At 64.8% G+C, this 25,129-nt stretch carries 25 protein-coding genes; 11 read left to right on the top strand and 14 right to left on the bottom strand.

The features are described 5' to 3' along the window. Positions 1 to 6: 6 nt before the first annotated feature. The 5 genes from alkB to CLU85_RS12050 all read right to left on the bottom strand — a co-directional run bounded on the left by alkB (position 7) and on the right by CLU85_RS12050 (position 4,353). Positions 7 to 660 carry a DNA oxidative demethylase AlkB gene (gene alkB / locus CLU85_RS12070; RefSeq protein ID WP_100410472.1) on the bottom strand — a complete coding sequence of 218 codons (654 nt, stop codon included), beginning with the start codon at positions 658 to 660 and terminating at the stop codon, positions 7 to 9. A gap of 155 nt (positions 661 to 815) precedes the next feature. Beyond that, positions 816 to 1,568: a 2OG-Fe(II) oxygenase gene (locus tag CLU85_RS12065; protein ID WP_100410471.1), complete on the bottom strand. Its 753-nt coding sequence runs from the start codon at positions 1,566 to 1,568 to the stop codon at positions 816 to 818. Next, positions 1,565 to 2,716 (bottom strand): bifunctional DNA-binding transcriptional regulator/O6-methylguanine-DNA methyltransferase Ada, encoded by a 1,152-nt coding sequence (ada, locus tag CLU85_RS12060; protein ID WP_100410470.1) that lies wholly within the window; start codon positions 2,714 to 2,716, stop codon positions 1,565 to 1,567. The genes CLU85_RS12065 and ada overlap by 4 nt, the downstream gene beginning before the upstream one ends. Positions 2,717 to 3,166: 450 nt before the next feature. After that, complete coding sequence (locus tag CLU85_RS12055) at positions 3,167 to 3,568, bottom strand: DUF1330 domain-containing protein (RefSeq protein ID WP_100410469.1); 402 nt, start codon at positions 3,566 to 3,568, stop codon at positions 3,167 to 3,169. A gap of 53 nt (positions 3,569 to 3,621) precedes the next feature. Further along, a complete protein-coding gene (locus CLU85_RS12050; RefSeq protein WP_232727806.1) occupies positions 3,622 to 4,353 on the bottom strand; it encodes a putative quinol monooxygenase in 732 nt (243 codons plus the stop codon). 144 nt (positions 4,354 to 4,497) lie between these two features. Here CLU85_RS12050 and CLU85_RS12045 point away from each other — a divergent pair, with 144 nt between their 5' ends. Next, entirely contained in the window at positions 4,498 to 5,481 is a 984-nt protein-coding gene (locus tag CLU85_RS12045; protein WP_100412513.1) for an AraC family transcriptional regulator, read from the top strand. 43 nt (positions 5,482 to 5,524) lie between these two features. Here CLU85_RS12045 and CLU85_RS12040 read toward each other — a convergent pair whose 3' ends face one another. Together CLU85_RS12040 and CLU85_RS12035 are read right to left on the bottom strand one after the other, a co-directional pair. Then, a complete protein-coding gene (locus CLU85_RS12040) occupies positions 5,525 to 6,190 on the bottom strand; it encodes a carboxymuconolactone decarboxylase family protein (RefSeq protein WP_100410467.1) in 666 nt (221 codons plus the stop codon). A gap of 103 nt (positions 6,191 to 6,293) precedes the next feature. Next, on the bottom strand, positions 6,294 to 6,800 hold the full coding sequence (locus tag CLU85_RS12035; protein ID WP_369858208.1) for a cupin domain-containing protein: 507 nt from the start codon (positions 6,798 to 6,800) through the stop codon (positions 6,294 to 6,296). Between the two features lie 117 nt (positions 6,801 to 6,917). Here CLU85_RS12035 and CLU85_RS12030 point away from each other — a divergent pair, with 117 nt between their 5' ends. Together CLU85_RS12030 and CLU85_RS12025 are read left to right on the top strand one after the other, a co-directional pair. Beyond that, complete coding sequence (locus CLU85_RS12030) at positions 6,918 to 7,811, top strand: LysR family transcriptional regulator (RefSeq protein WP_100410466.1); 894 nt, start codon at positions 6,918 to 6,920, stop codon at positions 7,809 to 7,811. Positions 7,812 to 7,817: 6 nt separating this feature from the next. Then, positions 7,818 to 8,726 carry a LysR family transcriptional regulator gene (locus tag CLU85_RS12025; RefSeq protein WP_100410465.1) on the top strand — a complete coding sequence of 303 codons (909 nt, stop codon included), beginning with the start codon at positions 7,818 to 7,820 and terminating at the stop codon, positions 8,724 to 8,726. An 81-nt stretch (positions 8,727 to 8,807) separates the two neighbouring features. Here the strand turns inward: CLU85_RS12025 and CLU85_RS12020 are convergent, their stop codons facing one another. Continuing rightward, the gene (locus tag CLU85_RS12020; RefSeq protein WP_100410464.1) at positions 8,808 to 11,633 is read right to left on the bottom strand and encodes a DEAD/DEAH box helicase; all 2,826 of its coding nucleotides are present in this window, start codon (positions 11,631 to 11,633) and stop codon (positions 8,808 to 8,810) included. Positions 11,634 to 11,660: 27 nt separating this feature from the next. Further along, entirely contained in the window at positions 11,661 to 12,521 is an 861-nt protein-coding gene (locus CLU85_RS12015; protein ID WP_198509179.1) for a helix-turn-helix transcriptional regulator, read from the bottom strand. Between the two features lie 155 nt (positions 12,522 to 12,676). Between CLU85_RS12015 and CLU85_RS12010 the strand changes: the two genes are divergently transcribed. The 3 genes from CLU85_RS12010 to CLU85_RS12000 all read left to right on the top strand — a co-directional run bounded on the left by CLU85_RS12010 (position 12,677) and on the right by CLU85_RS12000 (position 16,003). Next, positions 12,677 to 13,153, top strand: coding sequence for a DUF3237 domain-containing protein (locus CLU85_RS12010; RefSeq protein WP_100410463.1), 477 nt, complete (start codon positions 12,677 to 12,679; stop codon positions 13,151 to 13,153). Between the two features lie 67 nt (positions 13,154 to 13,220). Continuing rightward, positions 13,221 to 14,258 (top strand): tripartite tricarboxylate transporter substrate binding protein, encoded by a 1,038-nt coding sequence (locus CLU85_RS12005; RefSeq protein ID WP_232727805.1) that lies wholly within the window; start codon positions 13,221 to 13,223, stop codon positions 14,256 to 14,258. A 47-nt stretch (positions 14,259 to 14,305) separates the two neighbouring features. Beyond that, a complete protein-coding gene (locus tag CLU85_RS12000; protein WP_232727804.1) occupies positions 14,306 to 16,003 on the top strand; it encodes a DUF6351 family protein in 1,698 nt (565 codons plus the stop codon). 115 nt (positions 16,004 to 16,118) lie between these two features. Here CLU85_RS12000 and CLU85_RS11995 read toward each other — a convergent pair whose 3' ends face one another. The 3 genes from CLU85_RS11995 to CLU85_RS11985 all read right to left on the bottom strand — a co-directional run bounded on the left by CLU85_RS11995 (position 16,119) and on the right by CLU85_RS11985 (position 17,741). Next, a complete protein-coding gene (locus CLU85_RS11995) occupies positions 16,119 to 16,634 on the bottom strand; it encodes a hypothetical protein (protein ID WP_100410462.1) in 516 nt (171 codons plus the stop codon). Between the two features lie 69 nt (positions 16,635 to 16,703). Continuing rightward, positions 16,704 to 16,955: a GlsB/YeaQ/YmgE family stress response membrane protein gene (locus tag CLU85_RS11990; RefSeq protein WP_100410461.1), complete on the bottom strand. Its 252-nt coding sequence runs from the start codon at positions 16,953 to 16,955 to the stop codon at positions 16,704 to 16,706. A gap of 81 nt (positions 16,956 to 17,036) precedes the next feature. Continuing rightward, a complete protein-coding gene (locus tag CLU85_RS11985) occupies positions 17,037 to 17,741 on the bottom strand; it encodes an adenylate/guanylate cyclase domain-containing protein (RefSeq protein ID WP_100410460.1) in 705 nt (234 codons plus the stop codon). A gap of 174 nt (positions 17,742 to 17,915) precedes the next feature. Between CLU85_RS11985 and CLU85_RS11980 the strand changes: the two genes are divergently transcribed. Continuing rightward, the gene (locus CLU85_RS11980) at positions 17,916 to 18,296 is read left to right on the top strand and encodes a hypothetical protein (RefSeq protein WP_100412508.1); all 381 of its coding nucleotides are present in this window, start codon (positions 17,916 to 17,918) and stop codon (positions 18,294 to 18,296) included. Between the two features lie 52 nt (positions 18,297 to 18,348). On the opposite strand, the gene CLU85_RS11975 is transcribed toward CLU85_RS11980, so the two are convergent. After that, complete coding sequence (locus tag CLU85_RS11975) at positions 18,349 to 18,933, bottom strand: C40 family peptidase (protein ID WP_100410459.1); 585 nt, start codon at positions 18,931 to 18,933, stop codon at positions 18,349 to 18,351. Between the two features lie 194 nt (positions 18,934 to 19,127). Here CLU85_RS11975 and CLU85_RS11970 point away from each other — a divergent pair, with 194 nt between their 5' ends. The 4 genes from CLU85_RS11970 to CLU85_RS11955 all read left to right on the top strand — a co-directional run bounded on the left by CLU85_RS11970 (position 19,128) and on the right by CLU85_RS11955 (position 23,667). Continuing rightward, entirely contained in the window at positions 19,128 to 20,285 is a 1,158-nt protein-coding gene (locus CLU85_RS11970) for a PQQ-dependent sugar dehydrogenase (RefSeq protein ID WP_232727803.1), read from the top strand. A 235-nt stretch (positions 20,286 to 20,520) separates the two neighbouring features. Then, complete coding sequence (locus CLU85_RS11965) at positions 20,521 to 22,050, top strand: thymidine phosphorylase family protein (protein WP_100412506.1); 1,530 nt, start codon at positions 20,521 to 20,523, stop codon at positions 22,048 to 22,050. A gap of 2 nt (positions 22,051 to 22,052) precedes the next feature. Continuing rightward, positions 22,053 to 22,973, top strand: a complete 921-nt coding sequence (locus tag CLU85_RS11960) for a ribose-phosphate diphosphokinase (RefSeq protein ID WP_100410458.1) — start codon at positions 22,053 to 22,055, stop codon at positions 22,971 to 22,973. Between the two features lie 88 nt (positions 22,974 to 23,061). After that, a complete protein-coding gene (locus CLU85_RS11955; protein ID WP_100410457.1) occupies positions 23,062 to 23,667 on the top strand; it encodes an isochorismatase family protein in 606 nt (201 codons plus the stop codon). 76 nt (positions 23,668 to 23,743) lie between these two features. On the opposite strand, the gene chrA is transcribed toward CLU85_RS11955, so the two are convergent. Beyond that, positions 23,744 to 25,090, bottom strand: a complete 1,347-nt coding sequence (gene chrA, locus CLU85_RS11950; RefSeq protein WP_100410456.1) for a chromate efflux transporter — start codon at positions 25,088 to 25,090, stop codon at positions 23,744 to 23,746. Positions 25,091 to 25,129: the final 39 nt, after the last annotated feature.

The raw sequence follows: 25,129 nt of genomic DNA, 5'->3' as shown, positions 1-25,129 counted from the left end.
CCGCCCTCAACCCGCCTTGCGAAACGTGAGGTTGATGCGGTGCGCGCCCGTCAGCGGGTGCACGCCCTCGGGCAACGGCAGCACCCCGTGAAACCGCAGCCGCGCTGGCCCGCCCCACACCACCACATCGCCGTGCACCAGCCCCAGGCGCCGAGCCTTGTCGGCCCGCTGGGCGCCACCCCACAAAAAAACGGCCGGTATGCCCAGCGACACCGACACGATGGGGTGCGCGTAGTGGCCCTCGTCCCGGTCCTGGTGCAACGACAGCCGCGTGCCGGGGGCATAGCGGTTGATGAGGCAAGCATCGGGCGCAAAGCCGGGGAAGCCCGCTGCCTGCGCAGCGTCGAGCGCCAACTGGCGAAACAGCGGTGGCATGGCGGGCCAGGGCTGGCCGCTGTCGGGGTCGGTGGGGTCGTAGCGGTAGCCGCTGCGGTCACTCACCCAGCCCAGCGCGCCGCAGTTGGTCATGGCCACCGACATGCGCAGGCCGCCGCGCGTGATGAGGTGTCTGAAAGGCGCTTGCGCCGTGATCTGCTGCACGGCAGCCAGCAAATCAGCGGCCTGCGCCACCGCAAAGCCGCGCAATACAAGGGCGCCGGGCTCCAGCACCTCGGGTGGCTGAGGCGCGACAGGCATGTCATCAAAAAGACCAAGGTTCATGGATGTGTGAATCTAACGTGGCTACAGCCCGTGGCAGCGGGCACGATCTGAGCGAGTGCACCCGTGGAACTGGCTTCGCCAGGCCACCGGATGCGTCCCCCTCCCGCACAGCGAGAAAGGGGTGAAGGCGCCGAACGCGACACAGGGGTGCAGTCCTATTCAGCGTCGTGAAAGATCACGCCCAGCGTGTGCCGCTGCCCACTGCGCAAGCGGCTCACCCCATGGCGCATCTGCACGCGGTACGGCCCGCGCGTGCCCTGCACAGGGCGGTGGTGCACGGCAAACACCACGGCATCGCCGCGCAAAAGGGGCACCACCTCGGCCCGCGACTGCATGCGAGGGCGCTGCTCGGTCAGCACAAATTCGCCGCCCGTGAAGTCGTGGCCGGGCTCTGACAGCAGGATGGCCACTTGCAGCGGGAACACATGCTCGCCGTACAGGTCCTGGTGCAGGCAGTTGTAGTCGCCCGGTGCGTATTGCAGCAGCAGCGGCGTGGGGCGCAACTGGCCCGCCGCATGGCAGCGCGCGATGAAGTCGGCGTGCCGCGCGGGGTAGCGCACGTCGATGCCCATGGCGGTGTTCCACTGGTTGGCAATGGGCGCCAGGTGCGGGTACAGCGCCTCGCGCAAACCTGCCACCACGCGGGGCAGGGGGTAGCTGAAATACCGGTATTCACCCTGGCCAAAACCGTGGCGCTGCATCACCACGCGGCTGCGAAAGGTCGATTCGCTGGCACCGCTGTACAGGCCGGCCAGTGCGCTGCATTCCGGCGCGCTCAGCAGTTGGGGCAGCACGGCGCTGCCTTGCTGGTGCAGGGCCTCAGTGGCTGTGGGCCAGTCGATGGCGGCGGCGCGGGGGGCCCAGTCGGGCGGTGGCGCGGAGAGGGTGGTTCTGGCGAGCGCGCTCATGCCGCGTTCTCCACAGTGCTGGATGCACTCGGGGCGTGCGATGGCGGCGACGGCAACGATTCAAGGTCCAGCAGCTTGCGTTTGCGCTCCACGCCCCAGCGGTAGCCCGACAAGGCGCCATCGCTTTTGACCACCCGGTGGCACGGAATGGCCACCGCCAGCGCGTTGGCCGCACAGGCCTGCGCCACGGCGCGCACTGCGGTGGGCGCGCCAATGCGCTCGGCCACCTCGGCATAGCTGGCGGTCTGCCCGGCGGGGATCGCCTGCAGCGCCCGCCACACGCGTTGCTGAAACGCCGTGCCGCGCACGTCCAGTGGCAGGTTCAACCCCAGGCCAGGGGCCTCGACAAACGCCACCACCTGTGCCACCAGGGCTTCAAATGCGGTGTCGCCGCCGATCAGGTGGGCCTGCACAAACCGGTCCTGCAGGTCGCGCGCCAGGGTGTCGGCATCGTCGCCCAGCAAGATCGCGCAGATGCCCTGGTCGCTTTGCGCCACCAGAATGGCGCCCAGCGCGCACTGGCCAATGGCAAAACGAATGTTCAGCGCGTTGCCGCCCGCACGGTAGCGGCTGGGTGTCATGCCCAGCACCTGGGCCGATTGTTCGTAAAACCGGCTGCTGGACTGGTAGCCCGCGCTGTAAATGGCGTCTGTGACCGAGGCGGTGGGCGATTCATTGAGCGCATTGCGAAGGCGCTGCGCGCGGTGGGCCGCGGCATAGGCTTTGGGCGTGAGCCCCGTGGCCTGTTTGAAGATGCGGTGGAAATGCGATGCGCTCAGGCCCGCCCGTGCGGCCAGTGCCTCCAGGGTGGCGGCTTTGTCGTTGTCTGCCGTTTCGATGCTGCGGCAGGCCTCGGTGACCAGCGCAGCGTGGTGCGACAGCGCGGTAGGCTGCCGGGGTTTGCAGCGCTGGCACGGCCGAAACCCGGCGGCTTCCGCCTCTGCACCACTGGCATGAAACCGCACGTTCTCGGGGCGGGGCGCGCGCGCCGCGCAGCTGGGGCGGCAGTACACGCCGGTGGTCTGCACCGAATACCAGAAGGTTCCGTCTGCCGCAGCGCTGCGCGCCACCACCGCCGCCCAGCGCGGGTCGGCCTGGGTGGCAGCGGCCTGTGCGGCTTTGTTGGACGTTGGGGCGGTGCGGGGCATCGGGGTGGTCTGCGAACAATGCGATGTAACAAGGGCGAAGGCGGCAGCGTTCATGGTGGATGGCTCACAAGTCGGTTGCGATGCCATGCACTTTAGGGACGGGGCGCGGCGCGCGCACTCCGAAGCTTGCTTTTGAATTCTGCGCCTGGTTGCAGAGGCCTGCGCAATGGGGGTATTACTCTCTATTTGATAGCTACCAGTGCATACCGCATAAGCGCCAGAGGCCAAAAACACTCTGATTCGTTCGTTGCCAAGCGGCCACCTACGGCTCGTTGAGAGTGTGCACGCCGCCGCGCTGCCTCCATTCCCCAGGCTCTGGGGCGCAACGCATCAAGGCTGCGGCAAGTTACCGAGCATCCCATGTCAGCTGCTGCGCCAGTGCAGAGCCCGCAGCGCAATGTTGCTGCGCCTGCTCGTCGTTCGTTCGCTTGCGGGCCCACCGTGACCTGCCTAGTTGGCGAAGCCTTCCATGATGAAAACGCGCGATTGGGCCGATCGGTGGCGGATTGGCATGATCTCCCGGTAGCGCGGGGAGTCGTACCAGGCCTGTGCCTGCTCCAGGCTGGGGAAGACGATCATGATCACGCGCTTGTTGGGCTCGCCCTCCAGCGACACCGCTTTGCCGCCGCGCACGGCGTACTTGCCGCCAAACGGGGTGAAGGTGGACTCGACGGCCGCGCTGTAGGGTCGAATGCCTTCGGGGTCGGTCAGTTCAAATTCAGAGAGGTAGTACGCGGGCGGCTTCGCCGCCGGGCCGGTCGTCTGCGCTTGCGCGCTGTGGCTGGCCAGGGCGCAGGTGGCTGCGGCGGTCACCGCGAGTGCAGCGCGGAGCAGGGTGAGTTTCAGGTTCATGGCAGTTCCTCGGTGGGGTTTGGGTGGGCGATCCGGGGGTGATCAACAGGTGATCAGTGGGCGTTTTTGATGCCAAGCACGGGCGAGTCCATTTCGAACAACTTTCGCGCGGCGATCATGGATTGGGTGGTCTCCACATATTTCTTGAAATGCGGGGACACGATGTGCGCGCGGTACGCGGCTTCATCGGCATAAATTTCGAAAAATCTCAGGTGCGTGGGTTGGTCTTTCAACGCCACGGAATAGATCGCCAGCACACCGGGCTCGACGGCAATGGAATCCTCGATCTCTTGCCTCACGGCCGCTTTGTAGGCGTCCAGCTGGTTGGCATGGATCTCCAGCTCGGCCACGCGCACATGGGGTGCTGGCGAGGTGATGCCCGGTTTGGCCCCCAGCAGAATGGGCACGGTGTCGTACACGCGGCGCGCTACCAGCACCGGCTGCGACGCCTGTGCAAAACGCTGGAAGTGCGGCGACTGCAAGTGAGTGCCGTATGCCGCAGCGTCTGCGTAAACCTCCAGCACGCGGACTTGGGTGGGATTGCCTTTTTCAGCTGCCGAGTGAAAAGCCACCACCCCGGGCTCCTGCAGCGTGGGGGCGGCGATATCGCGGCTGGCTTCACGAAACTCTGCTAATTTTGCGGGCGAGATCTCCAGCTCAGCCCAGCGCACGTAGGGCCCGGCGGGTGCTTGCGCGGCTGTGGTTGCGTTTGCATTTGTTTTTACCAGCAGCGTGCTGAAGATCAAGGATGCGGCTGTGGCCACCGCGGCGCGTTTTGTCATCATCGAATGGACTCCTGAAGGGCTGGCTTCATTGTTCGCGCGCAGCCGCCCGGAGCGGTAGGCTGATTCCATCAAGTTCTTGCCCATTGCTCCCACACCCGGCTATTTTTGGCCAATGCCATCGAGCGGCGCAGTACCATGCGGCCCATGCCCAGCCCCGATGCCTTGCCCCCCAGCCCGTCCGATGCTTTTGAAGTGGTTCGCGCACGCCTGGCGGCGCGCATTGACCGATGGACGGCGGGCGTGGAGCAGTTCCCCACCGCGAACACCAGCCTGACCTTGTACCGCCACGAGGCGCCCACCGAGGCCACCAGCTGCATGGTGGAGCCCGCCATCGCGCTCACTGTTCAGGGCGCCAAGCGGGCCTTGCTGGGCGACGATGTTTATGCCTACAACCCGCACCGGTTTCTTTTGACGACCCTGGATTTGCCAGTTGTTCTGCAGGCGGTAGAAGCCAGCCAGGCCACGCCCTACCTGAGCCTGGTTCTGAAACTGGACGAGCGGGCCATTGCTGAACTGGTGATGCAAGGCCAGATGCACCCACCCACCCGAGAGGCCTCGGCCGCGCGCGGCATTGCCATCGGCGACACGTCGGCAGGCATGCTGGAGCGCTTTGACCGACTGGTGCAGTTGCTGGATGAGCCCGAAGCCATGGGCGTGCTGGCACCCCTGATACACAAGGAAATTTTTTACCGCCTGCTGGTGGGGCCGCAGGGTGCGCTGTTGTGGCAGCTGGTTTCTACGGGCAGCCAGGGGAACCGGGTGGCCCGTGCCATTGGCTGGTTGAAGGCGCACTTTGCGCAGCCGCTGCTGGTGGACGAGCTGGCCGCACTGGTGCAGATGAGTCCATCGCGGTTTCATCACCACTTTCGGCAGCTCACCGCCATGAGCCCGCTGCAGTTTCAAAAACACCTGCGCCTGAACGAGGCGCGCCGGCTCATGTTCACCGAACAGGCAGACGCCTCGACTGCCGCGTTCACGGTGGGCTATGAAAGCCCATCGCAGTTCAGCCGCGAGTACAGCCGACTGTTCGGCGCGCCCCCTCGGCGGGATGTGGAGCGGCTGCTTTTATCAGCGGCACCCGTGGCATTGCCCAAGCGCAACCCAAGCGGCGCTGCGCTACCCGCTTGATAGAGAGGTGGCAACCGGCAGAACCGGCACCCTTGGGTTTTGCCTACCCGCCGCCGAGGGTGGCCACGTGCCGCGCCAGCGCCTCCCGCGCCCTCACGGCGTTGTCAGCACCCACACGGTCATGCAGCACCTGCGCCAGCTGGCCCAACTGGCTGGCGGTAAGGCCTACGTTCATGCTGATGCGCATGTGGGCCTGTATTTGCGAATCGGCGCCAGGCAGTGCCGACAACATGCCGACGGTGGCCAGCTCGCGGCTTTGCCAGTCCAGGTTGTCGCGCTCGAAGATGTCGCCGAACAGATGGGTTTTAAGGTACTCGTCGATGGCGGGCGCGAACGCGAACAACGGCCCTGACACGGGCCCGCCACTCAGGCGCGTCTGGTTGGCAGTGCCCGCTGCCAGCAGCGCGTCACCTTGGGGCACCACACGGCCGGGCGTGCGGCCAGGGGGGTCTTGAATGCCGCGCTGCTTGCGCGCATCGAGCACCTTCATCAGCTCGCCCAGCGCGTTCAGGCTGCGCGGAAACCCGGCGTAGGCGTAGACCTGGACCAACACCTCTTTCAGATCGTTCACGCTCAGGCCGCTGTCCAACCCGTGATTCAGGGCCGTGTTCAGCCTGGCAATGTCTCCAGCCGCTGCAAGCGCTGCGACAGGGATGATGGCTTGCTGTGGGGCCGATAGTGTGTCTGACGAGGGCGCTGGTTGGGTCATGGTGTTGGCAGGCTGAGCATGGACGGAGGGTGGATTAAGTGCGCTGAAGACGCAAAGCCCCGCAAGCCCCAGGACGGCGGGTTGCAGAACAGCCCGGCGGAATTTAGCGGTGGTGGTATTGCGCATCACTGACTTTCTCCATCCATTCCACGTTTTTTCCGTCCAGCGTGCCGGTCACGGCCAGGTGGGTCATGGCGGTGGTGGGCGCGGCACCATGCCAATGTTTCACGCCGGGTGGGCACCAGACCACGTCACCGGGCCGGATTTCCTGGATGGGTTTGCCCCATTCCTGGGTCAGGCCCACCCCCGCCATGACCACCAATCGCTGGCCCTTGGGGTGGGTATGCCAGGCCGAACGCGCGCCGGGCTCGAAGGTCACCAGGCCGCCAGATGCATGGATGTCACCGTCTGCGGGCCAGACCGGATCGATGCGCGCCTGGCCGGTGAAAAACGCTGCGGGGCCGGGGACAGAAGCTTGTGTGCCCGCTCGCTGGATTTGTTGGGCGGCTGCTGCTTCAGCGGCGGGCTGCACCTGCGCCCGTGCTTCGCTCATCGTGGCGGCCAGGGCCGCTGTGAGGCACAACGCGATTTTCGAATGGGATGGGGTCATGGCCGTGATGGATTCCTGTGTGGTAGCGGTCAAACCCGCCTGCTGTGAACTTTAGGGCGGGGTGCGCGCGGTGACTAGCTGGCACAATTTGCATGCACTTATGAATGGCATTCAGCAATGGCGCGCAACACCATCACCGACGTACTCGCGTTTCTTGCCGTGGCCCAAGAGTGCAGCTTTACGAAAGCAGCGGCCCAGCTGGGGCTGACGCCGTCGGCGGTGAGCCACACCGTGAGCGCCCTGGAACAGCGCATGGGCGTGCGCTTGCTGAACCGCACCACCCGCAGCGTCACGCCCACCGAAGCGGGAGAGCGCCTTTTGCTCAGGGTGGGGCCCCGCTTTGACCACATTGCGGCAGAGATGTCAGCGCTGAGCGCGTTGGCCGACACCCCAACGGGCACCGTCCGTATCACCGCCATCGATGTCGTGGCAGACACCATCTTGTGGCCCAAACTGGCGCCGTTGCTGCTGCAATACCCTGGGCTGCGTATCGAAATCAGCACCAGTTACAAGATGATTGACATTGCGGCAGAGCGCTTTGACTTCGGGGTGCGTGCGGGCGCCCAGGTTGCCAAAGACATGGTGGCGCTGCGCATCTCTCCCGACTATCGGCGCGTGATTGTGGGCACTCCCGGCTACCTGCAAGAGCACGGCACGCCGCAGCACCCTGATGATCTGTCCGATCACAACTGCATCACCATGCGGCTGGCAACGCGCAGCGCGCTGTTCCCCTGGGAGCTGAAGAAAGGCGCCCAGGTGCGCGAGGTCCGCGCGTCGGGCCAGCTCACCTTCAACAACACGTACCAGATCCTTCGGTCCGCGTTGTCGGGGTCTGGCCTGGCATTTACGCCCGAGCCCATAGCGCAGCCGCATGTGGCTGCCGGGCGCCTGCGCATGGTGCTGGAGGACTGGTATCCCACGGCAGCGGGTTTTTACATTTACTACCCCAGCAACCGCCAGCAATCACGCGCGCAGGCGCTGGTGTTGGACGCATTGCGCCACCGCAGCTGAAACCCGATGGCCCGCAACCCTTTGCATGACATTCTGGCGTTCCTGGCCGTTGCGCGGGAGCAGAGCTTTACGCGCGCAGCAGGCAAGCTGGGCGTTTCTCAGTCGGCCCTCAGCCACACCATTCGCACGCTGGAAGCGCGAATGGGCGTGCGGCTGCTCATTCGCACCACGCGCAGCGTGTCGCCCACGGAGGCGGGTGAACGGTTGCTACAGGCCGTGGGCCCCGAACTGGAGGCCATCGAGGCCGAAATTGCCGCAGTGAGTGACCTGCAAGGCAAGCCAGGTGGAAGCCTTCGCATCACGGCCACAGACTACGCGGCTGACCAGGTGCTTCGCCCACGCCTTGCGCCGCTGTTGCGCCGTTATCCCGACATCCACATTGAAATTCACGTGGATTACGCGCTCACCGACATCGTCGCGCAGCGCTACGACCTGGGTGTGCGGTGGGGAGACCAGGTCGCCAAAGACATGGTTGCGGTGCGTGTGGGCCCCGATGTGCGCAGCGTCATCGTGGGTGCTCCCGCCTATTTCGCACATCGCAATCCGCCTGCGTCGCCCCAGGACCTGGTCCACCACAACTGCATTGGGTTGCGACTGGCCAGTGGCGAGATGCATGCGTGGGAGCTGAATGACGGGCAGCGCGAACTCCGGGTGCAGGTGCAGGGGCAGGCGGTGTTCAACGGGGTTTACCAAATCCTCGCGGCGGCGCTGGACGGATGCGGGTTGGCTTTTTTGCCCGAAGACCTGGTGCAGCAGCACGTGGAAGCCGGGCGACTTTGCGCCGTGTTGTGCCATTGGGCCCCGGTGATTCCGGGCTTGCACGTCTATTACTCCCAGCTTCGGCCCGGTTCCAGGGCCCTGGAACTCGTCATCGACGCGTTGCGCTACCGCCCGACCGATGGACGGCCGGCTTGAAGGGCCTGGGTTGCGCGGGCCTTTGCTACTATTAACATAGCTACTAGTGCTTAACAGACAAGCACCAGAGGCCAAAAACACTCACATTTCTGGTGGCTGCAACGGGCGGGGCCTGCGTTTGCCCGTGCCGCCCCAGCGCAGCGCGTCTTCGCCCGGAATGCCCAGCGGGTTGTTGGCCGGTTCGGCCAGCGGCGCCAGCAGCGCGTGCAGGTCGGCCTCGCTGAATTTGACCGCACCCTCGGCGTCGTGGCCCAGCACACCCTGGGCCAGCGCCGCCTTGCGGGCCTGCAGCTCCAGCATGCGTTCTTCGATGCTGCCTTCCACCACCAGTTTGTAGACAAACACGGGCTGGTCTTGCCCGATGCGGTGCGCGCGGGCGGTGGCTTGCTCTTCCACGGCGGGGTTCCACCACGGGTCGAGGTGGATCACGGTGTCGGCAGCGGTGAGGTTCAAGCCCAGGCCCCCGGCCTTGAGGCTCACCAGCAGGATGGGCGCGCTGGCCTCGTCCTTCGCCTGAAACTGCCGCACCACCGCGCCGCGCTGGCGGGGAGGCGTCTGGCCCGTGAGGGTGAGGTAGGGCAGGGCCAGGGTGTCGAGCAGCTCGGCCGCCAGGCCCAGCATTTCGGTGAACTGCGAGAACACCAGCACGCGGCGGCCTTCATCGACCAGTGCGGGCAGCATGTCGGCCAGCAGTTCGAGCTTGGCGCGCTCCATCGTCAGAGCGGTCTTTGTGGTGCCCTTTACCAAGCGTGGGTCACAACACACTTGGCGCAGCTTCAGCAGTGCATCCAGAATGGTGATCTGCGCGCCGTCAAAGCTCTGACGCTCCAGCGCGCGGCGCACCTGTTTGTCGGCGGTGGTGCGCACGGCCTCGTACAGCTCACGCTGTTTGCCTTGCAGCTGCACGCGCTGAATGACTTCGGTGCGCGGCGGCAGCTCGGTGGCCACGTCCTGCTTGCGGCGGCGCAGGATGAAGGGGCGCACGCGCTGGGACAGCAGCTGCGCGCGCAGGGTTTCACCGTTTTCCTCGATGGGCTTGCGCCAGCGGGCGTTGAAGCTGCGCACATCGCCCAGAAAGCCGGGCATCAAAAAGTCAAACTGAGCCCACAGCTCGCCCAGGTGGTTTTCTAGCGGCGTGCCCGTCAGGCACAGCAGGTGGGGCGCCTGCAGCTTGCGCAGGGCGCGGGCGCTGCGGCTGCCCGCGTTTTTCACCATCTGCGCTTCGTCCAGGATCAGCAGGTGAAAAGGCTGTGCGGCCAGCGCTTCCACGTCGCGCCACAGCAGGGGGTAGGTGGTCAGCACCAGGTCATGGTCGGCAATGTGCAGGTAGCGCTGGCCCCGGTCAGGCCCGTGCAAGGCCAGCACGCGCAGGTCGGGCGCCATGCGCGCGGCCTCGGCCTGCCAGTTGAACAGCAGCGAGGTGGGCAGCACGACCAATGCGGGGCGCGTCAGCCGCCCGGCTTCTTTTTCAACCAGCACATGGGCCAGCGCCTGCGCGGTCTTGCCCAGGCCCATGTCGTCGGCCAGGATGCCGCCCAGGCCTTGGGCGCGCAGGTATTGCAACCAAGCCAGGCCTTCGAGCTGGTAGGTGCGCAGCTGCACCTGCAGTCCTTGTGGCGCCGCCACGGGTTGCAGGGCGCCGATGGATTTGAGGCGTTTGGTCAGCTGGGCCAAGCCAATGTCGCCTTGCAATTGCCAGTCGTTGTTCCAGCCGTTGACCGTGCCCACGCGGTGGGCCTGCACCAGCCCGGCGCGCAGGGCCTCGATGCGGCGGGCTTCCCAGGCGCCCAGGTGCAGGGGGTCGCCATCCTTGCGCTGATTCCTTGTCGGGTCGGTCAGCAGGTCCACCATGGCGCCCACGATGGCCTTGAGCGGGCCAGCGGGCGCGTCGATGCGTTTACCCCCAGGTGCGCGCAGCGAAATGATGGCGATGTCGTCAATGGCCGCCATCTGCCGGGCGTTGAGCCAGCGCGCGTCGCGGCGCAGCAGGTCGGCCAGCATGGGGGCGAGATCCAGCGTTTCACCGTCGATCTCGATGCCCAGGCTGAGCAACCAGGCGCCTTCGCGCTCGGGCAGCATGAGCTTTTGCACGGGGCGTTCGCGCAGGGCCAGTGGGCCGTCTACTTCCTTGCCCAGCAGCTCACCGGTGTCGGGGGCGATCAGCAGCTTCCAGCGCTGTACGGGTACGCTTTCGTGCGCAAAGCCGGGGTGCACCACCACGCTCCAGCCCTCGGCGCGCAACCGAGGGATTTGCTCGGCCCAGAAGTCGCCAAAATGCGCCTCCTGCGCCAGCGTCCACACGGGCCCCAGCGGGGTGGCAGCGGCGCGGTGGCGCCATTGCAGCTTGTTCGCATCCACAGGAATGAGGCCCAGGTCCCACACGCGGTCCATGGCGTCGGATTCAGCCGCCAGGTTGCGCTGCATGCGCACCACGGGGCCGCCGGTGTCAAACAGGTCTTGCACCGGGGCAGGGCGGGCGTTGAGGATGGACGTGGGGGCGGGCGTCTGCCAGGTGGCGCCATCGTCGGTGCGATACGTCCAGTCGATTTGTGCCAGCGTCACGCTGTCGCCGCGCGGTCCCAGTTTGCCCTGCGGCTGCAGGCCCAGCAGGCCGTCGCCCCGGCCCAGCGTCATGAGGGTGATGCGGGGGCGAAACTGCGCAGAGGTGATGCCCTCAGGCAGATCTGGCACCGAGTCTTGGGTGGTTAATCCCATGGCGCCGCTTTCGCCCCGCAACTGGGCCATCACCTGTGCGGCCTCAGCGTCGCTCAGCGGAGGCAGTTGCTGCAAGGCCGCGCTGCCCGCCTGGTTGCGCAGTGCCTGTGCCCATTGCGCCACCACGCGGGCGCGGCCCGCCGAGGGCGTGGGGGGGCGGGTGGCAAAGATGGGCTGGACATGGGCTGGCATTGTGCCCACGCGCAGTGCGCATTTGGGCTATGCGCTGCGTTGCGTGCCCAGCGCCAGTGCAAACAGTTCGTTGCGAAAGTGAATACCCAGGCGGCCAAAGGCGCGGTTGCGGTAGGTCTTGACGGTGGGCAGACTCAAACCCAGGTCGCAGGCAATGCCCTCCTGGGTCATGCCCTGCAGAAGGCGGGCGCACACGTCCAGCTCGCGCTCGGTCAGGCCGTGATGGGCGCGCAGCAGTCGCTCACGCAGGGCGGGCAGGCTGTGGGACCGCTGTGGTTGCTCTGCGAACGTCGTTGCCGGCAGGGTGGGCTGCAACGCGCCAGGGCGCAGGGCCAACGCAATGTGCTTGCGCGTCAGGGCCAGCAACACAGGCGCCATGTCTTCGAAGTCGCTGATCTGCCGATCCTGGAACGGCCTTTGATGCTGGTGGCGATAGAAGTTGACGGCAAAGACCGAGCCATCGTTTTCATGCTCCACGATGGACACCCGCTCTGCCATGCCGTGGGCCTCGTAGACGCGGCTTTGGTGCTCGCCACCCACATCGCTGGCGGCGAGATGGCACAGCCGTGTGCTGGGCGCGACGGTGGCCGCATCGCCCCAGGTGCGGTCGGTGCGGTAGGGCCCCGACAGGTACGCCCACCAGCAGTCCTGCGTGGTGTCGGGAATGCCGTGGCTGGCCGACATGAACAGCGTGGGTTTGCAGTGGCGCCCCGTGCGATACACCGACCACGATGCGGCGGGCAGCACGGGCGCCAGCTCTTGCAGCATGCCGCAGGCAAATCCGGTGTCACCCAGCTGGTGGACCATGGCGCCCATGGCCGAGCCGGTGAGGTTGGGGGCGGGCGCTGCGCCACGGCCCAAGGTGCTTGCCGGGAGCCAGTGCCTCATGGGGTGTGGTGCCGGGTGTGTCGGGTCATGTTGTCATCTTCAGGGATGACATGGGTCAGGCACCACGGGATTTACGCTAGGTGCAAGCAAAACCAGCTGGTGGGCGCAACCCTTGCGCTCGCCGGACCTCGCGAATCACCGGAAAGCCAGAACCCATGAATGAACCTGTGTCACTGACGGAACCCCGTTTGCGATTTTTTGCCGATCTGCGCGTGGAAGTGGGGGCACCGCAGGAGGTGGGCCGCACGGCGCATGGCCTGCGCCGGCTGATTCCCATCACCGGAGGCCAGGCCACCGGTGATGGCTGGCAGGCCAAAGTGCTGCCGGGTGGGGCCGATTTTCAGCTCATCGTGAGTGAAACCCTCGCCGAGCTGGACGCCCGCTACACGCTGGAGACCGACGGTGGTGACCTCGTCTATGTGCAAAACCGCGCGGTGCGCTCTGGCCCGCCGGAGCTGATGGCCCGGCTGGTGCGGGGCGAGCCGGTCGACCCGGCGCAGATTTACTTTCGCTGCAGCCCGCAGTTCGAGACGGCGTCGCCGGCCCTGCGCTGGATTGGCGAGCGCATGTTCACGGGCACCGGGGCGCGGTTTCCCGACGCCGTGGCCATGCGGTTCTGGGAGCTGATGTAGCCGCGCAACCTTGTTCCCGCTTTTTTTGATCACCGACAGCACACAACAACACCCTGGAGACCTTGTCATGACCTCTTTTTCCACGTTCACACGCACCCAGTCCCGCAGATTCTCTCGTCGCCACGCCCTGCGCAGCGTCTGCCTTGCGGCCACGGTGGTGGCAGGCCTTGTGCCTGCGTCTGGCGCACTGGCGCAGACTGCGGGCTACCCGAACAAGCCGGTGCGCATCATCGTCGGCTTCCCGGCGGGCACAGGGCCAGACATTGTGGCGCGGCTGCTGGCCCAAAAGCTGTCGGAAGGGTGGGGCAACCTGGGCGTGATCGTGGACAACAAGCCCGGCGCTGGCGGACTGATTGCCGCCGCAGAGGCTGCGCGCGCCATTCCCGATGGCTATACGCTGATGCTGGGCGAAACGGGTCAGCTCAGCATTGCACCGAGCAGCTACAACAAGCTGCCCTATGACCCACAAAAAGACTTCGCCCCCGTCAGCCAGGTGGTGACGGCCGACTTTGCTCTGCTGGTGAACCCACAAAAGGTGCCCGCGCGCAACGTCAAGGATTTTGTGACCTGGACACAGCAGCAAAAGGGCCTGTTCCTGGCCACCTTTGGTGCGGGGACACCAGGGCATTTTGGTGCCTTCATGTTTGGAGAGGCCGTCAAGCTCAAACCCGAACCCGTGCACTACAAAAATACCACCGATGCGCTGGGCGGCTTGTTCAGTGGCGACGTGCAGGGGGTATTTGCCAGCGTCGGTCTGGCCGCGCCCAACGTGAAAGCGGGCAAGCTGGTGGCGCTGGGCACGACGGGCGGAACCCGATCGAATGCATTGCCCGATGTGCCCACCATCAAGGAGCAGGGCTATCCGAGTCTCGAATTCAACTCGTGGTTTGGCATCGTGGCGCCAAGCAAGACCCCCCCTGAGATCGTGGCGCGCCTGCAGGCAGACATTGTGAAGGCCGTGCAATCCCCAGAAGGCAAGACGAGGCTCGAAGAGGCAGGCTTTCGTGTGACGGGCACAAGCCGTGAGGAGTTTGCCCGCGTCATTGCCGCCGACACGGTGACCTGGGGCAAGGCTGTGGCAGCCACCGGCTTCAAAGCCGACTGAGCCGCGCCACGGATCACCCACAGCCCACAACAACAGGAAAGATCGCTATGCCCATGGTTCGCACGATTGCATCACCATCCCTCCTTCCACACCTTGATCGTCGGGCATGGTGGCCTGCCGCGTTGCTGGTACCTTTGGCGCTCAGTGCCTGCGGCGGCGGCAATGCCGTGCTGGTGACAGAGAGCGCCAGTCCGTCGACGGCCTGCACGGACCTGGCGACCCAGAACCCGCTGAACGGCACCACGTTGACCACGAACTACGTTCCCGCCAACACCCGCCGCCCCGGCGGCGCCACCAGCGGCACATTTTTGCCGGGACACTGCGTGGTGGCTGGCAGCATCAATCCGCGCGTGGGTGTGGATGGAAAAAACTACGCGATTGGCTTTCAGTTGAGCCTGCCTGACAGTTGGAACGGGCGTTTCTTGTTCATCGGGGGTGGCGGCAATGACGGCATCCTGCGCGATACTTCGCTCAGCTCCAGCATCTCGGGTGGTACCCCTTCGCCGCTGGCGCAAGGCTTTGCGGTGGTGTCTACCGATGCAGGCCACAGTGGCACCAGCGCCAGCTTTGGAGCGGACCCACAGGCCCGCCTTGACCACGCCTACAACGCTTACGACAAGACGGCTGTGGCCTCCAAGTCACTCATCAATACACGTTACGGCCGCAAGCCCGACTATTCGTACTTCTCGGGCTGCTCTGGCGGGGGACGCCAGGGCATGGTGTTTTCACAGCGGTTCCCCGACTACTTTGACGGCATCACGGCGGGGGCCCCAGCCATGCGGGTGTCGAGTGGCGCGACGGTGGCTGCGATGTGGAACACCATCCAGTTCAACGCCATTGCGCCGCAGGATGCCAGTGGCAACCGCATCCTGTCGCGGGCCTTCAGCAACACAGATCTGAAACTGGTGGCCAATGCCGTCAATGCCACCTGTGACGCCGCAGATGGCGTGGTGGATGGCCTGGCCCAGAACATCAACGCCTGCAAGGCCTTCGACCCAGCGGCGCTGCAATGCAGTGGCGGCAAAACCGATAGTTGCCTGTCATCGGTCCAGGCGGGTGCGCTCAAGAGCGTATTCGCAGGGCCCCGCAACTCTGCCGGCAAGGCGCTGTACGCAGGTCAACCCTGGGATGCCGGGCTGGCCGCACCCGGTTGGCGTACCTGGACGCTGGGCAACTCGACCACCGCCACACCCGATGCGCGCTACATCACGTTGATGGTCGATGCCCTCATCAACGAGTTCTTTACGCCCCCCGACCTTTCGTTCAACCCGTTGGCCTTCAATTTCGACACGGATCCAGCGCGCATGGCGGCGTATTCGGCCATCTACGACACCTATGCCGACGACAAACTCGCGGCCTACCGGCAGCGCGGCGGCAAGCTGTTGTTCATCCACGGCATGTCCGACCCGATCTTCTCGGCGTTTGACACCATTGACTACTACGAGCGTCTGGCCGCCAACAACGGCGGTATGGCGGCCACGCAAAACTTTGCGCGCACCTTCCTGGTGCCGGGCATGAACCACTGTTCGGGCGGGCCTGCCACAGACAACTTCGACTCGATACAAACCATGGTGGACTGGGTTGAAAAAGGCGTTGCCCCTCAGAGCATTGCCGCCAAGGCACTGCCAACCAGCGCTGACTTCCCCCTGCGCACGCGCCCTTTGTGCCCCTATCCGCAGTTCGCCAAGTACAAGGGAACAGGCAGCATGGAAGATGCCAGCAATTTCGTTTGCACAGCAGGCTGATCACAACAGAATGGATGCGTCGTCACATCCTCAATAAAGAATGGGCCCTGGAGGCCCTTTCTTTCTTTATTTCTTTCTTTGGAACGGTCAGTGTGCTCCGCCGCACACGGGCCCTTTAGCGCGGGGGCCCTGAACGGGTGGGTGGGTGCGGAAGCCTCAGCTGAGACGCCTGCACCACCCGGATGCAGTCGCGCAGATGCTGCTCGCCCAGGTAGCGCAGCGTGGCGTAGCCCATGGTGGCCGCAACGGCCTGACCCGCCAGCGGAACATATTTGGCGATCTGGCGGGTGGTCAGTCGCAGGCCCACCGCCTGGGTCGCACGAATGACCAGCTCGCGGGTGATCAATTTGCCGATCAGTACCGACCCGACCAACCCTGCTGCTTTTTGTACCTGTTCGCGTTTTTGCGGGTCCAGCTGGTCAATCTGCTCGGCAGACAAGCCGAACTCGGCACTGAGCTGCGGAATCAGCCGTGAGAGCAGGGCGGCATCCACCGCCCAGTCAAGGCCAGGCACGGGCACCACGCTGGCCGCTGCCGCCACCAGCGCACGCCGATGCAGCAGTTTGCGTGCGCGTTGCACTGCTGCGGTCAGGTCCGGGTCGCCATTGGCCATGTGCAAAGAACTGGGCATGGTGTGTGTGAGTACATGAGAGGGTTGGGTGTGCCAAGGTGCGCACAACGCGCTATGGCTGCTTGCGGCTCAGGACTTGCCCTTGATGAGACTGTACAAAACCAGCAAAACCGTGGCACCCAACACCGATGCGATCCATCCGGCTGAATCTCCTTGTGCATACCAGCCCATGGCCGTGCCCACATAGCTGGCCAGAAACGACCCCGCAACACCCAGCAGCGCGGTCATGATCCAGCCCAGTTTGTCGTCCCCGGGTTTGATGGCGCGGGCAATCAGTCCAACCACCAAACCGATCAATAACGTTCCCAGAAGTGACAGCATTTTTTCCCTTGGTGTGTGGTTGAGACGGTGGAGGTACTTTACCGACAGATCGGTCAAAGCGGTGTCAGACAACGCCCCCCGTCAGCGCACTGAACTGGTAGGGGTGCCAGAAGAAGTGCGGCCCAAAGGGTGCAACGGACGGTCGAAAAGGCATTGTTCGAACTGGTACGCATGCAGGTCCAGACCTGAGATCTGGTGGTCTGTTCTTGCGCAGACATATCGACCTTCTGGCAGGCGGGTGTAGGCCGCTTCCGTGAGCAGAATCTCATTGGCACCCGCGATGTCCTCACCCAATTTGCAGGCGCAGTTCATTTCGGGGCCGAAGAGGTCTTCGCTCGCAATGACGAGCGTCGGACCGAAGCCAATGCCCGCGCTCACATGAAGGGCACGTTCAGGCGGCAGCACCGTGTTCATGGCCTCCAGTGCGCGCAGCGTGTCCAGCGCAGCCTCCAGGGCCTGTTCCGGTGAAGCGAATACCGCGAACAGGTTGTCGGCTTCCTGTTTGATGACTTCCCCGCCATTTCCCTGGATGGCAGGGCGGGCTGCCTGTTCCATCTGATGAATCATTGCCAGAAAATGAATGATGCCGTGCCGCTGGGTGATGCGTGAAAAGCCGCACATGTCCAGCACCAGAATGGCCACATGGCGCACAAAGGCTTGCTCAATGGCCGTGTCAATGGCTGGCGCGTTGGCCGGTGTCTGGTTGCGCTCCGACAGCAGGCGGCGCAGATAGCCCTTGTCGTGTGGGATGTGGGCCTCTACGGGTAGCGCGGGAGGAGGGGTCATGGCGATAGCCTGTGGGCAATGTCTGACATGGTAGCGCGGCACCTGCTGTCGGCACAGTGGCGTTTGGCGGGCCTACAGTGGCCTGTCCACAAACGTGGCAATGCCCACGGCGCCAAGACACACCGCACGGCGCGCGTATTGCCATCTTCCCCACTCAAAGAGAAAGGCACTTTCATGATCACTATTCAATGGACCCGTTCTGGAGCGCAACTGGCGGTTGCAATGGCCTTGGGCAGCATGCTGGCCTTGCCCACCAGCGCAATGGCGCAAAACGACGACGCTTCGCTGGCGCGGGGGGCGATGCCTGACACCACGCCTCAGCAGCGGTACCAGTCCGCCATCCGCGAGGCGGGGGGTGGGCTCAAGGTCAGTCTTGAAGAATGTCGCGCCATGGTTGCAGCGCAGCGCAAGGGATGTGAATCAGAGGCCCGCGCCCGCTACCAGTCTGATATGACGGCGGCGAAAGCACTCTTGAAGGACCCTGCTGCAGGGCCTGTCAATGTCGTGGGCGGGCCGATCCGGAGCACCGAGACGGTGTACCAAGTCAAGCCTTGATCGGATCTGCTGCGCGCAAACCGGGGTCGCTTACCGTCAGCAAACGGCCTATTCAGTTCTGTGCAGAGGCTTGGGCGCTCTCGACGCCATCGGTGGGGGTGACACGGCGTGCACCATTGAACCGACGGGCCCAATAGGCGATGCCCATGTCTTCCACCCGGATTTCCGAGCCACTGCGCGGAGAGTGGATGAACTTGCCGTCACCCACGTAAATCCCGACATGGCTGAAATTGCGGCGCATGGTGTTGAAGAACACCAGATCGCCCGGTTGAAGCTCTTTTTTGTCGATGATCTGGGTAGCTGCCGCTTGCTGGTCAGCGCGACGGGGCAGCAACAGGCCTACGGTTTGTTCGTACATGGCGCGAACAAAGCCACTGCAGTCAAAGCCTGTCTCTGCGCTGTTGCCTCCCCGTTTGTAGGGGACGCCCAGAAAACCCATGGCATTGACCACGAGATCCGAGGCCCGGCCAGCCACCGTCTGGGCCTTGTCGGCCATCTTGTGGCTCACGTTCTCAAGCCGGTTCAGAAGCCCTTTGTCCGCGAGCAAACGGTCCATATCGTCAGAATTTGCCGCTGGGGGCGCAGCCTGCGCGGAGCTGGCGCAGACCAAGAGGAGGATACAAAACCATCTGGACATGGGGGCGAAGGGTAACACGGTATGGTTAATTATCAAAAATAAGCGATTTTGCAAGCCATTGATTTGATTGAGATAAATCAGCTTCCGCCCTGCGCCGCTCTATAGTTTTGGGCGTGCGTGGTGCCTCAAAGTTGCCCGCCCGCATGGGGTGGCACACCATTCACACCGCCCATTTTTTCCAGGAGCCTTGAGCCATGGGTTTGATGCAAAAACTGCTGCTGGCGCCGATTGGAAAAGCACATGTGGCTACTGTTTTGATAGTGCTTTCATACAGTGGCCCAGGCGTTGCCCAGAATGCGGCATCTCCGGTATCGCTCGTGCCTGTGGCCACGGGGCTCGTTCATCCATGGGCACTGGCCTTTTTGCCGGACGGGCAGTTTCTGGTGACCGAGCGCCCTGGGCGTATGCGGGTTGTCAGCGCCAGTGGCCAGGTGAGCCCTGCATTGGCGGGTGTGCCTACCGTGGCCGCTGGCGGCCAGGGGGGGCTGCTGGATGTGATGACCGACACCGACTTCGCGCGCAGTCGCCGCATCTATTTCTGCTTTTCCGAGCCGGCAGCTGCGGGGGGTGGGGCGGGCAACAGCACGGCGCTGGCACGCGCGACCCTTGCGCCCGACGCGCGCAGCCTGCAGGACGTGAAGGTCATTTTCAGCCAGCGCCCCAAGGTGGAAAGCGGGTTGCATTTTGGCTGCCGTATCGTGCAGTCGGGTGACGGCCATCTGTTTTTGGCTTTGGGCGAACGCTACGTGCGCAAGGACGATGCGCAAAAGCTGGACAACCACCATGGCAAGATCGTGCGCATCACCCCCGACGGAGCTGTGCCAGCCGACAACCCATTTGCCAAGCAACCCGGTGCCTTGCCAGAAATCTGGAGCTACGGCCACCGCAATCCCCAGGGCGCCACCCTGGGGCCAGACGGCAAGCTGTGGATGCACGAACACGGCCCCCAGGGCGGCGACGAGATCAATCTGCCCCAGCCCGGACGCAACTACGGCTGGCCGGTGATCACCTATGGCGAGAACTACGGCGGCGGCAAGATGGGCGAAGGTACTGCCAAGGCGGGCATGGAGCAGCCACTGCACTACTGGGTGCCTTCGATTGCGCCGTCGGGCATGGCGTTCCTGACCAGCACACGTTATGGCGCCGCCTGGCAAGGGAGCCTGTTTGTGGGCTCACTCAAATTGGGCACGCTGCACCGGCTGGAATTGGCCGGTGGCAAGGTGCAGCGCGAGGAAAAATGGCTCCAAGGCAATGGCGAGCGAATCCGCGACGTGCGACAGGGGCCGGATGGCTTGCTCTACATGCTGACCGACAGCCCGCAAGGTCGGTTGCTACGGCTCCAGCCGAACTGAGAGGCCGCTCAACGCAGCTTGGGGTCGGCGGGCAGACAGCGCGTCGGTCTTGACTTGGGTCATGTCGCATGAAAGATCTGCGCGGCAAACGCCGCCGCGCGGGGAGTTCCCGGGGTCATTGCGTGCACTTTCGGTATAGGCTGGCGTGATGCATACCGAGCCATCCTCTTCTCCCTTACCCGCCTCAGCTCCACCTGTGCCCGCCGCCACGGCAGACGCGGCTCCCCGGTCCCAGCTGGCCCTGCGCCGCGTGGCGATCGACACCTGGCGCGAAAACGTAGCCTATCTGCACCGCGATTGCGCCGTATACCGGGCCGAGGGCTTCCAGGCCCTGTCCAAGGTCGAGGTGCGCGCCAACGGCCGCCGCATTCTGGCCATCGTGAACGTGGTCGACGATCCCGCCATCGTGGGCTGCCACGAGCTGGGACTGTCGGAAGACGCGTTTGCCCAGCTGGGCGTGGACAACGGCCACACCGTGTCGGTCGCTCAGGCCGAGCCGCCCGAGTCCATGGGCGCGCTGTTTCGCAAGATTGCCAGCGAGCGGCTCACGCGCGAGGACTTTGGCGCCATCGTGCGCGACATTGCCGACCACCGCTATTCCAAAATCGAACTCACGGCCTTTGTGGTGGCCTGCCACCGCAACGAGCTGGACCGCGAAGAAGTGTTCTTTTTGACCGACGCCATGGTCGCCACCGGCCGACGGCTGGACTGGCATGAGCCGCTGGTGGTCGACAAGCACTGCATCGGCGGCATTCCGGGCAACCGCACCACCATGCTGGTGGTGCCGATTGTGGCCGCGCATGGCATGTTGTGCCCCAAGACCTCCTCGCGCGCCATCACCTCGCCCGCAGGCACTGCCGACACCATGGAGGTGTTGGCCAAGGTGGAGCTTCCTTTTGAGCAACTGGCCGACATCGTGCGCGACTACCGGGGTTGCCTGGCCTGGGGCGGCACGGCCAACCTGTCGCCTGCCGATGATGTGCTGATCTCGGTGGAGCGGCCCTTGTCCATCGACTCGGCCGGGCAGATGGTGGCGTCAATTCTGTCCAAAAAGGTGGCGGCGGGTGCCACGCATCTGGTGCTGGACATCCCCATTGGCCCCACGGCCAAGGTGCGGTCCATGCCGGATGCGCAGCGCCTGCGGCGCCTCTTTGAATATGTGGCGCGGCGCATGGGCCTGTCACTCGACGTGGTGATCACCGATGGCCGCCAGCCTGTGGGCAAAGGTGTGGGCCCGGTGCTGGAGGCCCGCGATGTGATGCGTGTGTTGCAAAACGACCCGCGTGCGCCTGACGACCTGCGGCAAAAATCCTTGCGCCTGGCCGGGCGTCTTATTGAATGCGACCCCGATGTGCGCGGCGGCGACGGTTATGCGATTGCCCGTGACATCCTCGATTCCGGCCGGGCTCTTGCGCGCATGAACGCCATCATTGCCGCCCAGGGCGGCACGGGTTTTGACCACAACCATCCGGCGCTGGGCCTGTTGACCTTCGATGTGGTGGCCCCCGCCAGCGGCGTGGTGGCCAGCATTGACAATTACCAGATCGCCCGCGTGGCCCGACTGGCCGGTGCTCCCAAGGTGTCGGGTGCGGGGGTGGACCTGATGCACAAATTGGGCGACACCGTGGCGGCGGGCGAGGTGCTGTACCGGGTGCATGCCAGCTACCCCGCCGACCTGGAGTTTGCGCGCCACGCCTGCGAGCAGGGCAGCGGGTACCGCCTGGGCACCGCCGACGAAGTGCCGCGCGTTTACGTGGAGTTTTGACGATGGCTCAGATCTTTTCATCCGACCGGGCTTGCCTGCTGTATTTCGCGGACGAGGAAGCTGCTGCCCAACGCTTGGCATCGGCCGCGGGCCTGACAGCCTTGGCCATGGAGCGCCACCGTTTCCCCGATGGGGAACTCAAGCTGCGCCTGCCCGTCGATGCCTCTGGCCGCTTGCCACCCCATGCCGTGCTGCTGCGCAGCCTGCACCAGCCCAACGAAAAACTGGTGGAGTTGCTGCTGGCCGCCCGCACGGCACGCGGCCTGGGCGTGCAGCACCTCACGCTGGTGGCACCGTACCTGGCCTATATGCGGCAGGATATTGCCTTCCACCCCGGCGAGGTCGTCAGCCAGCAGGTGGTGGGCGGGTTCCTGGCCGGGCTGTTTGACGCGGTCATCACGGTGGACCCGCACCTGCACCGCATCGACCGTCTGGAGCAGGCCGTGGCCGTGCCGCAGGCGATGGTGCTCAGCGGCGCCGAGCCGCTGGCCGACCTGATCGCCGAGCGCCGCCCGAACGCACTGTTGGTGGGGCCTGACGGCGAATCCGCCCAATGGATCGCCCAGGCCGCTGCGCGCCACGGCTTTGACCACGCCGTGTGCACCAAGGTGCGCCACGGCGACCGCGATGTCGCCATGGAGTTGCCCACCCTCAACGCCCAAGGCCGGGCCGTGGTGCTGCTGGACGACATGGCCAGCACCGGGCGCACGCTGGCGCTGGCGGCCCAACTGCTGCGTCAGGCGGGCGCCGCCTCGGTGGATGTGGCCGTGACCCACGCGCTGTTTGCGGGCGACGCACTGCAGGCTTTGCACGACGCAGGGGTTGGCGAGGTGTGGAGCACGGACTGCATCCCACACCCCAGCAATGCGGTTGAGATGGCCAAGCCGCTGGCCGTTGCACTGCGGACGGTGCTGGCGGCATAAAAGGGCGCCGCAGGGCTGCGACAATGCGCTATTGCCCAGCGCCCCCGGTCCCGGCGGTCGCATCCCAGAACATACCGACGATCACACCATGCTGCTTGACGCCACCGAATCCCAACTCGTCCTGGTCGATTACCAGGAGCGCCTGATGCCCGCCATCTTTGAAGGCCCCGCCGTGCTGGCCAACGCCCGCCGCCTGGCCGAGATCGCCCGTTTGCTGGAGGTGCCCGTGTGGGGCACCGAGCAGAACCCATCGCGCCTGGGCGCCAATGATGCCGCGCTGCGCGCCCTGTGCGAGAAAACCCTGGCCAAGATGCACTTCAGCGCCGCCGAGGAAGGCCTGGGCGAATGGCTGCGCCCACCGGCCAAGCCCCAGGGCGGTAATGCACGCAGCCTGCCCAAACACCTGCAAAAGCCCGCCGCGGGCCAGGGGGACGAGCGTGGCACCATCGTGATCGCTGGCTGCGAAGCCCATGTCTGCCTGCTGCAGACAGCGCTCGACCTGCTGGAAGACGAATTTGAAGTGTGGGTGGTGACCGATGCCTGCGGCTCGCGCACCGAACGCAACCGCGACGCGGCATTTGATCGCCTGGCCGGCGCGGGCGCCGAACTGGTGACCACCGAGATGGTGGCGTTTGAATGGCTGGGCACCTGCGAGCACCCAGTGTTCAAGGATGTGCTGGGGTTGGTCAAATAAGCCCGTTCGGGGACAAATGGGCTTCAAGCGCTTGTAATTAAAGCGCTGGTAGCTATAAAAAACAGAGCAAATCGACTCAGGCAAAGTGGGGCGTTGCAAGCTTCACCGCCAGGCCCACCAGGGCACAGGCACTCAGCAACGGAAACACGCCGAGCTTGAAGCGGAACAGTGCAAAAGCGGCCCCCAGAGCGATCACGGCAGATGCTGCATCAAACCGCCCTCCAAAACCCTGCGGCCACAGCAGGTGGTAGGCAAAAAACAGCGCCAAATTCAGGATCACGCCCACCACGGCGGCAGTGATGGCTGAGAGGGGTGCGGTGAACCCCAGCTTGCCGTGGGTGGCCTCCACCAATGGGCCGCCCGCCAGGATGAAGATGAACGAGGGCAGGAATGTCACAAAGGTCACCACTGTGGCCGCCGCAGCGGCGCCTGCAAACAGCGCATCCGGCCCCCACACCTGCTGCAGCCAGCCGCCCACAAAACCCACAAATGCCACCACCATGATGAGCGGGCCGGGCGTGGTTTCGCCCAGCGCCAGGCCGTCAATCATCTGCGCCCCGCTGAGCCACTGGTAGTGCTCCACGGCGCCCTGGTACACATAGGGCAATACGGCATAGGCGCCGCCAAAGGTCAGCAGGGCGGCCTTGGTGAAGAACCAGCCCATCTGCGTGAGCGTGCCCTGCCAGCCCTGCGTGAGCACCAGTACCGCCATGGCCGCCAGCCACAGCACAAGGCCTGCCGCCAGCACCCTGGCCAGGTGGCTGCGTTTGAAGCGGGCGTGCTCTGGCGTAGGGGTGTCGTCGTCAATCAGCGCAGGGCCATAGCCCTTGTGTGCGGCCGCATGGCCGCCGCCCAAGGCAAACACTGCGGGCCATCGTTGTGCGCCAAAGTAGCCAACCAGCCCGGCTGCCAGCACGATGGCAGGGAAGGGCGTGCGGAACGCGAAAATCGCCACGAACGATGCGGCTGCAATGCCCCACATCCAGCCGTTTTTGAGTGCCCGTGTACCAATACGGTGCGCAGCGTGCAGCACCAATGCCGTGACCGCCGGCTTGATGCCATAGAAAATACCGGCCACCACTGGCACATCGCCAAACCGCAAGTACACCCACGACAGAGCGATCAGAATGAACAGCGAAGGCAGCACAAACAGGGTGCCCGCCACAATGCCGCCCCAGGTGCGGTGCATGAGCCAGCCGATATAGGTCGCCAGTTGCTGTGCCTCGGGCCCGGGCAGCAACATGCAGTAGTTCAGCGCATGCAAAAAGCGGTTTTCGCTGATCCAGCGGCGGCGTTCTACCAGCTCAGCGTGCATGATCGCAATCTGGCCGGCAGGCCCGCCAAAGCTGATGAATCCGAGTTTGAGCCAGAAACGAAAAGCCTCACCAAACGTGACCGGGGCAGGGGGCAGGGCTGAATTCATGGCCCCGGAGTGTGACAGCGGAACATGACGCCTGTGGGA

The sequence above is a fragment of the Acidovorax sp. 69 genome (assembly GCF_002797445.1).
GTDB lineage: Bacteria > Pseudomonadota > Gammaproteobacteria > Burkholderiales > Burkholderiaceae_C > Acidovorax.
This window is presented reverse-complemented; position numbering and strand designations above follow the sequence as displayed.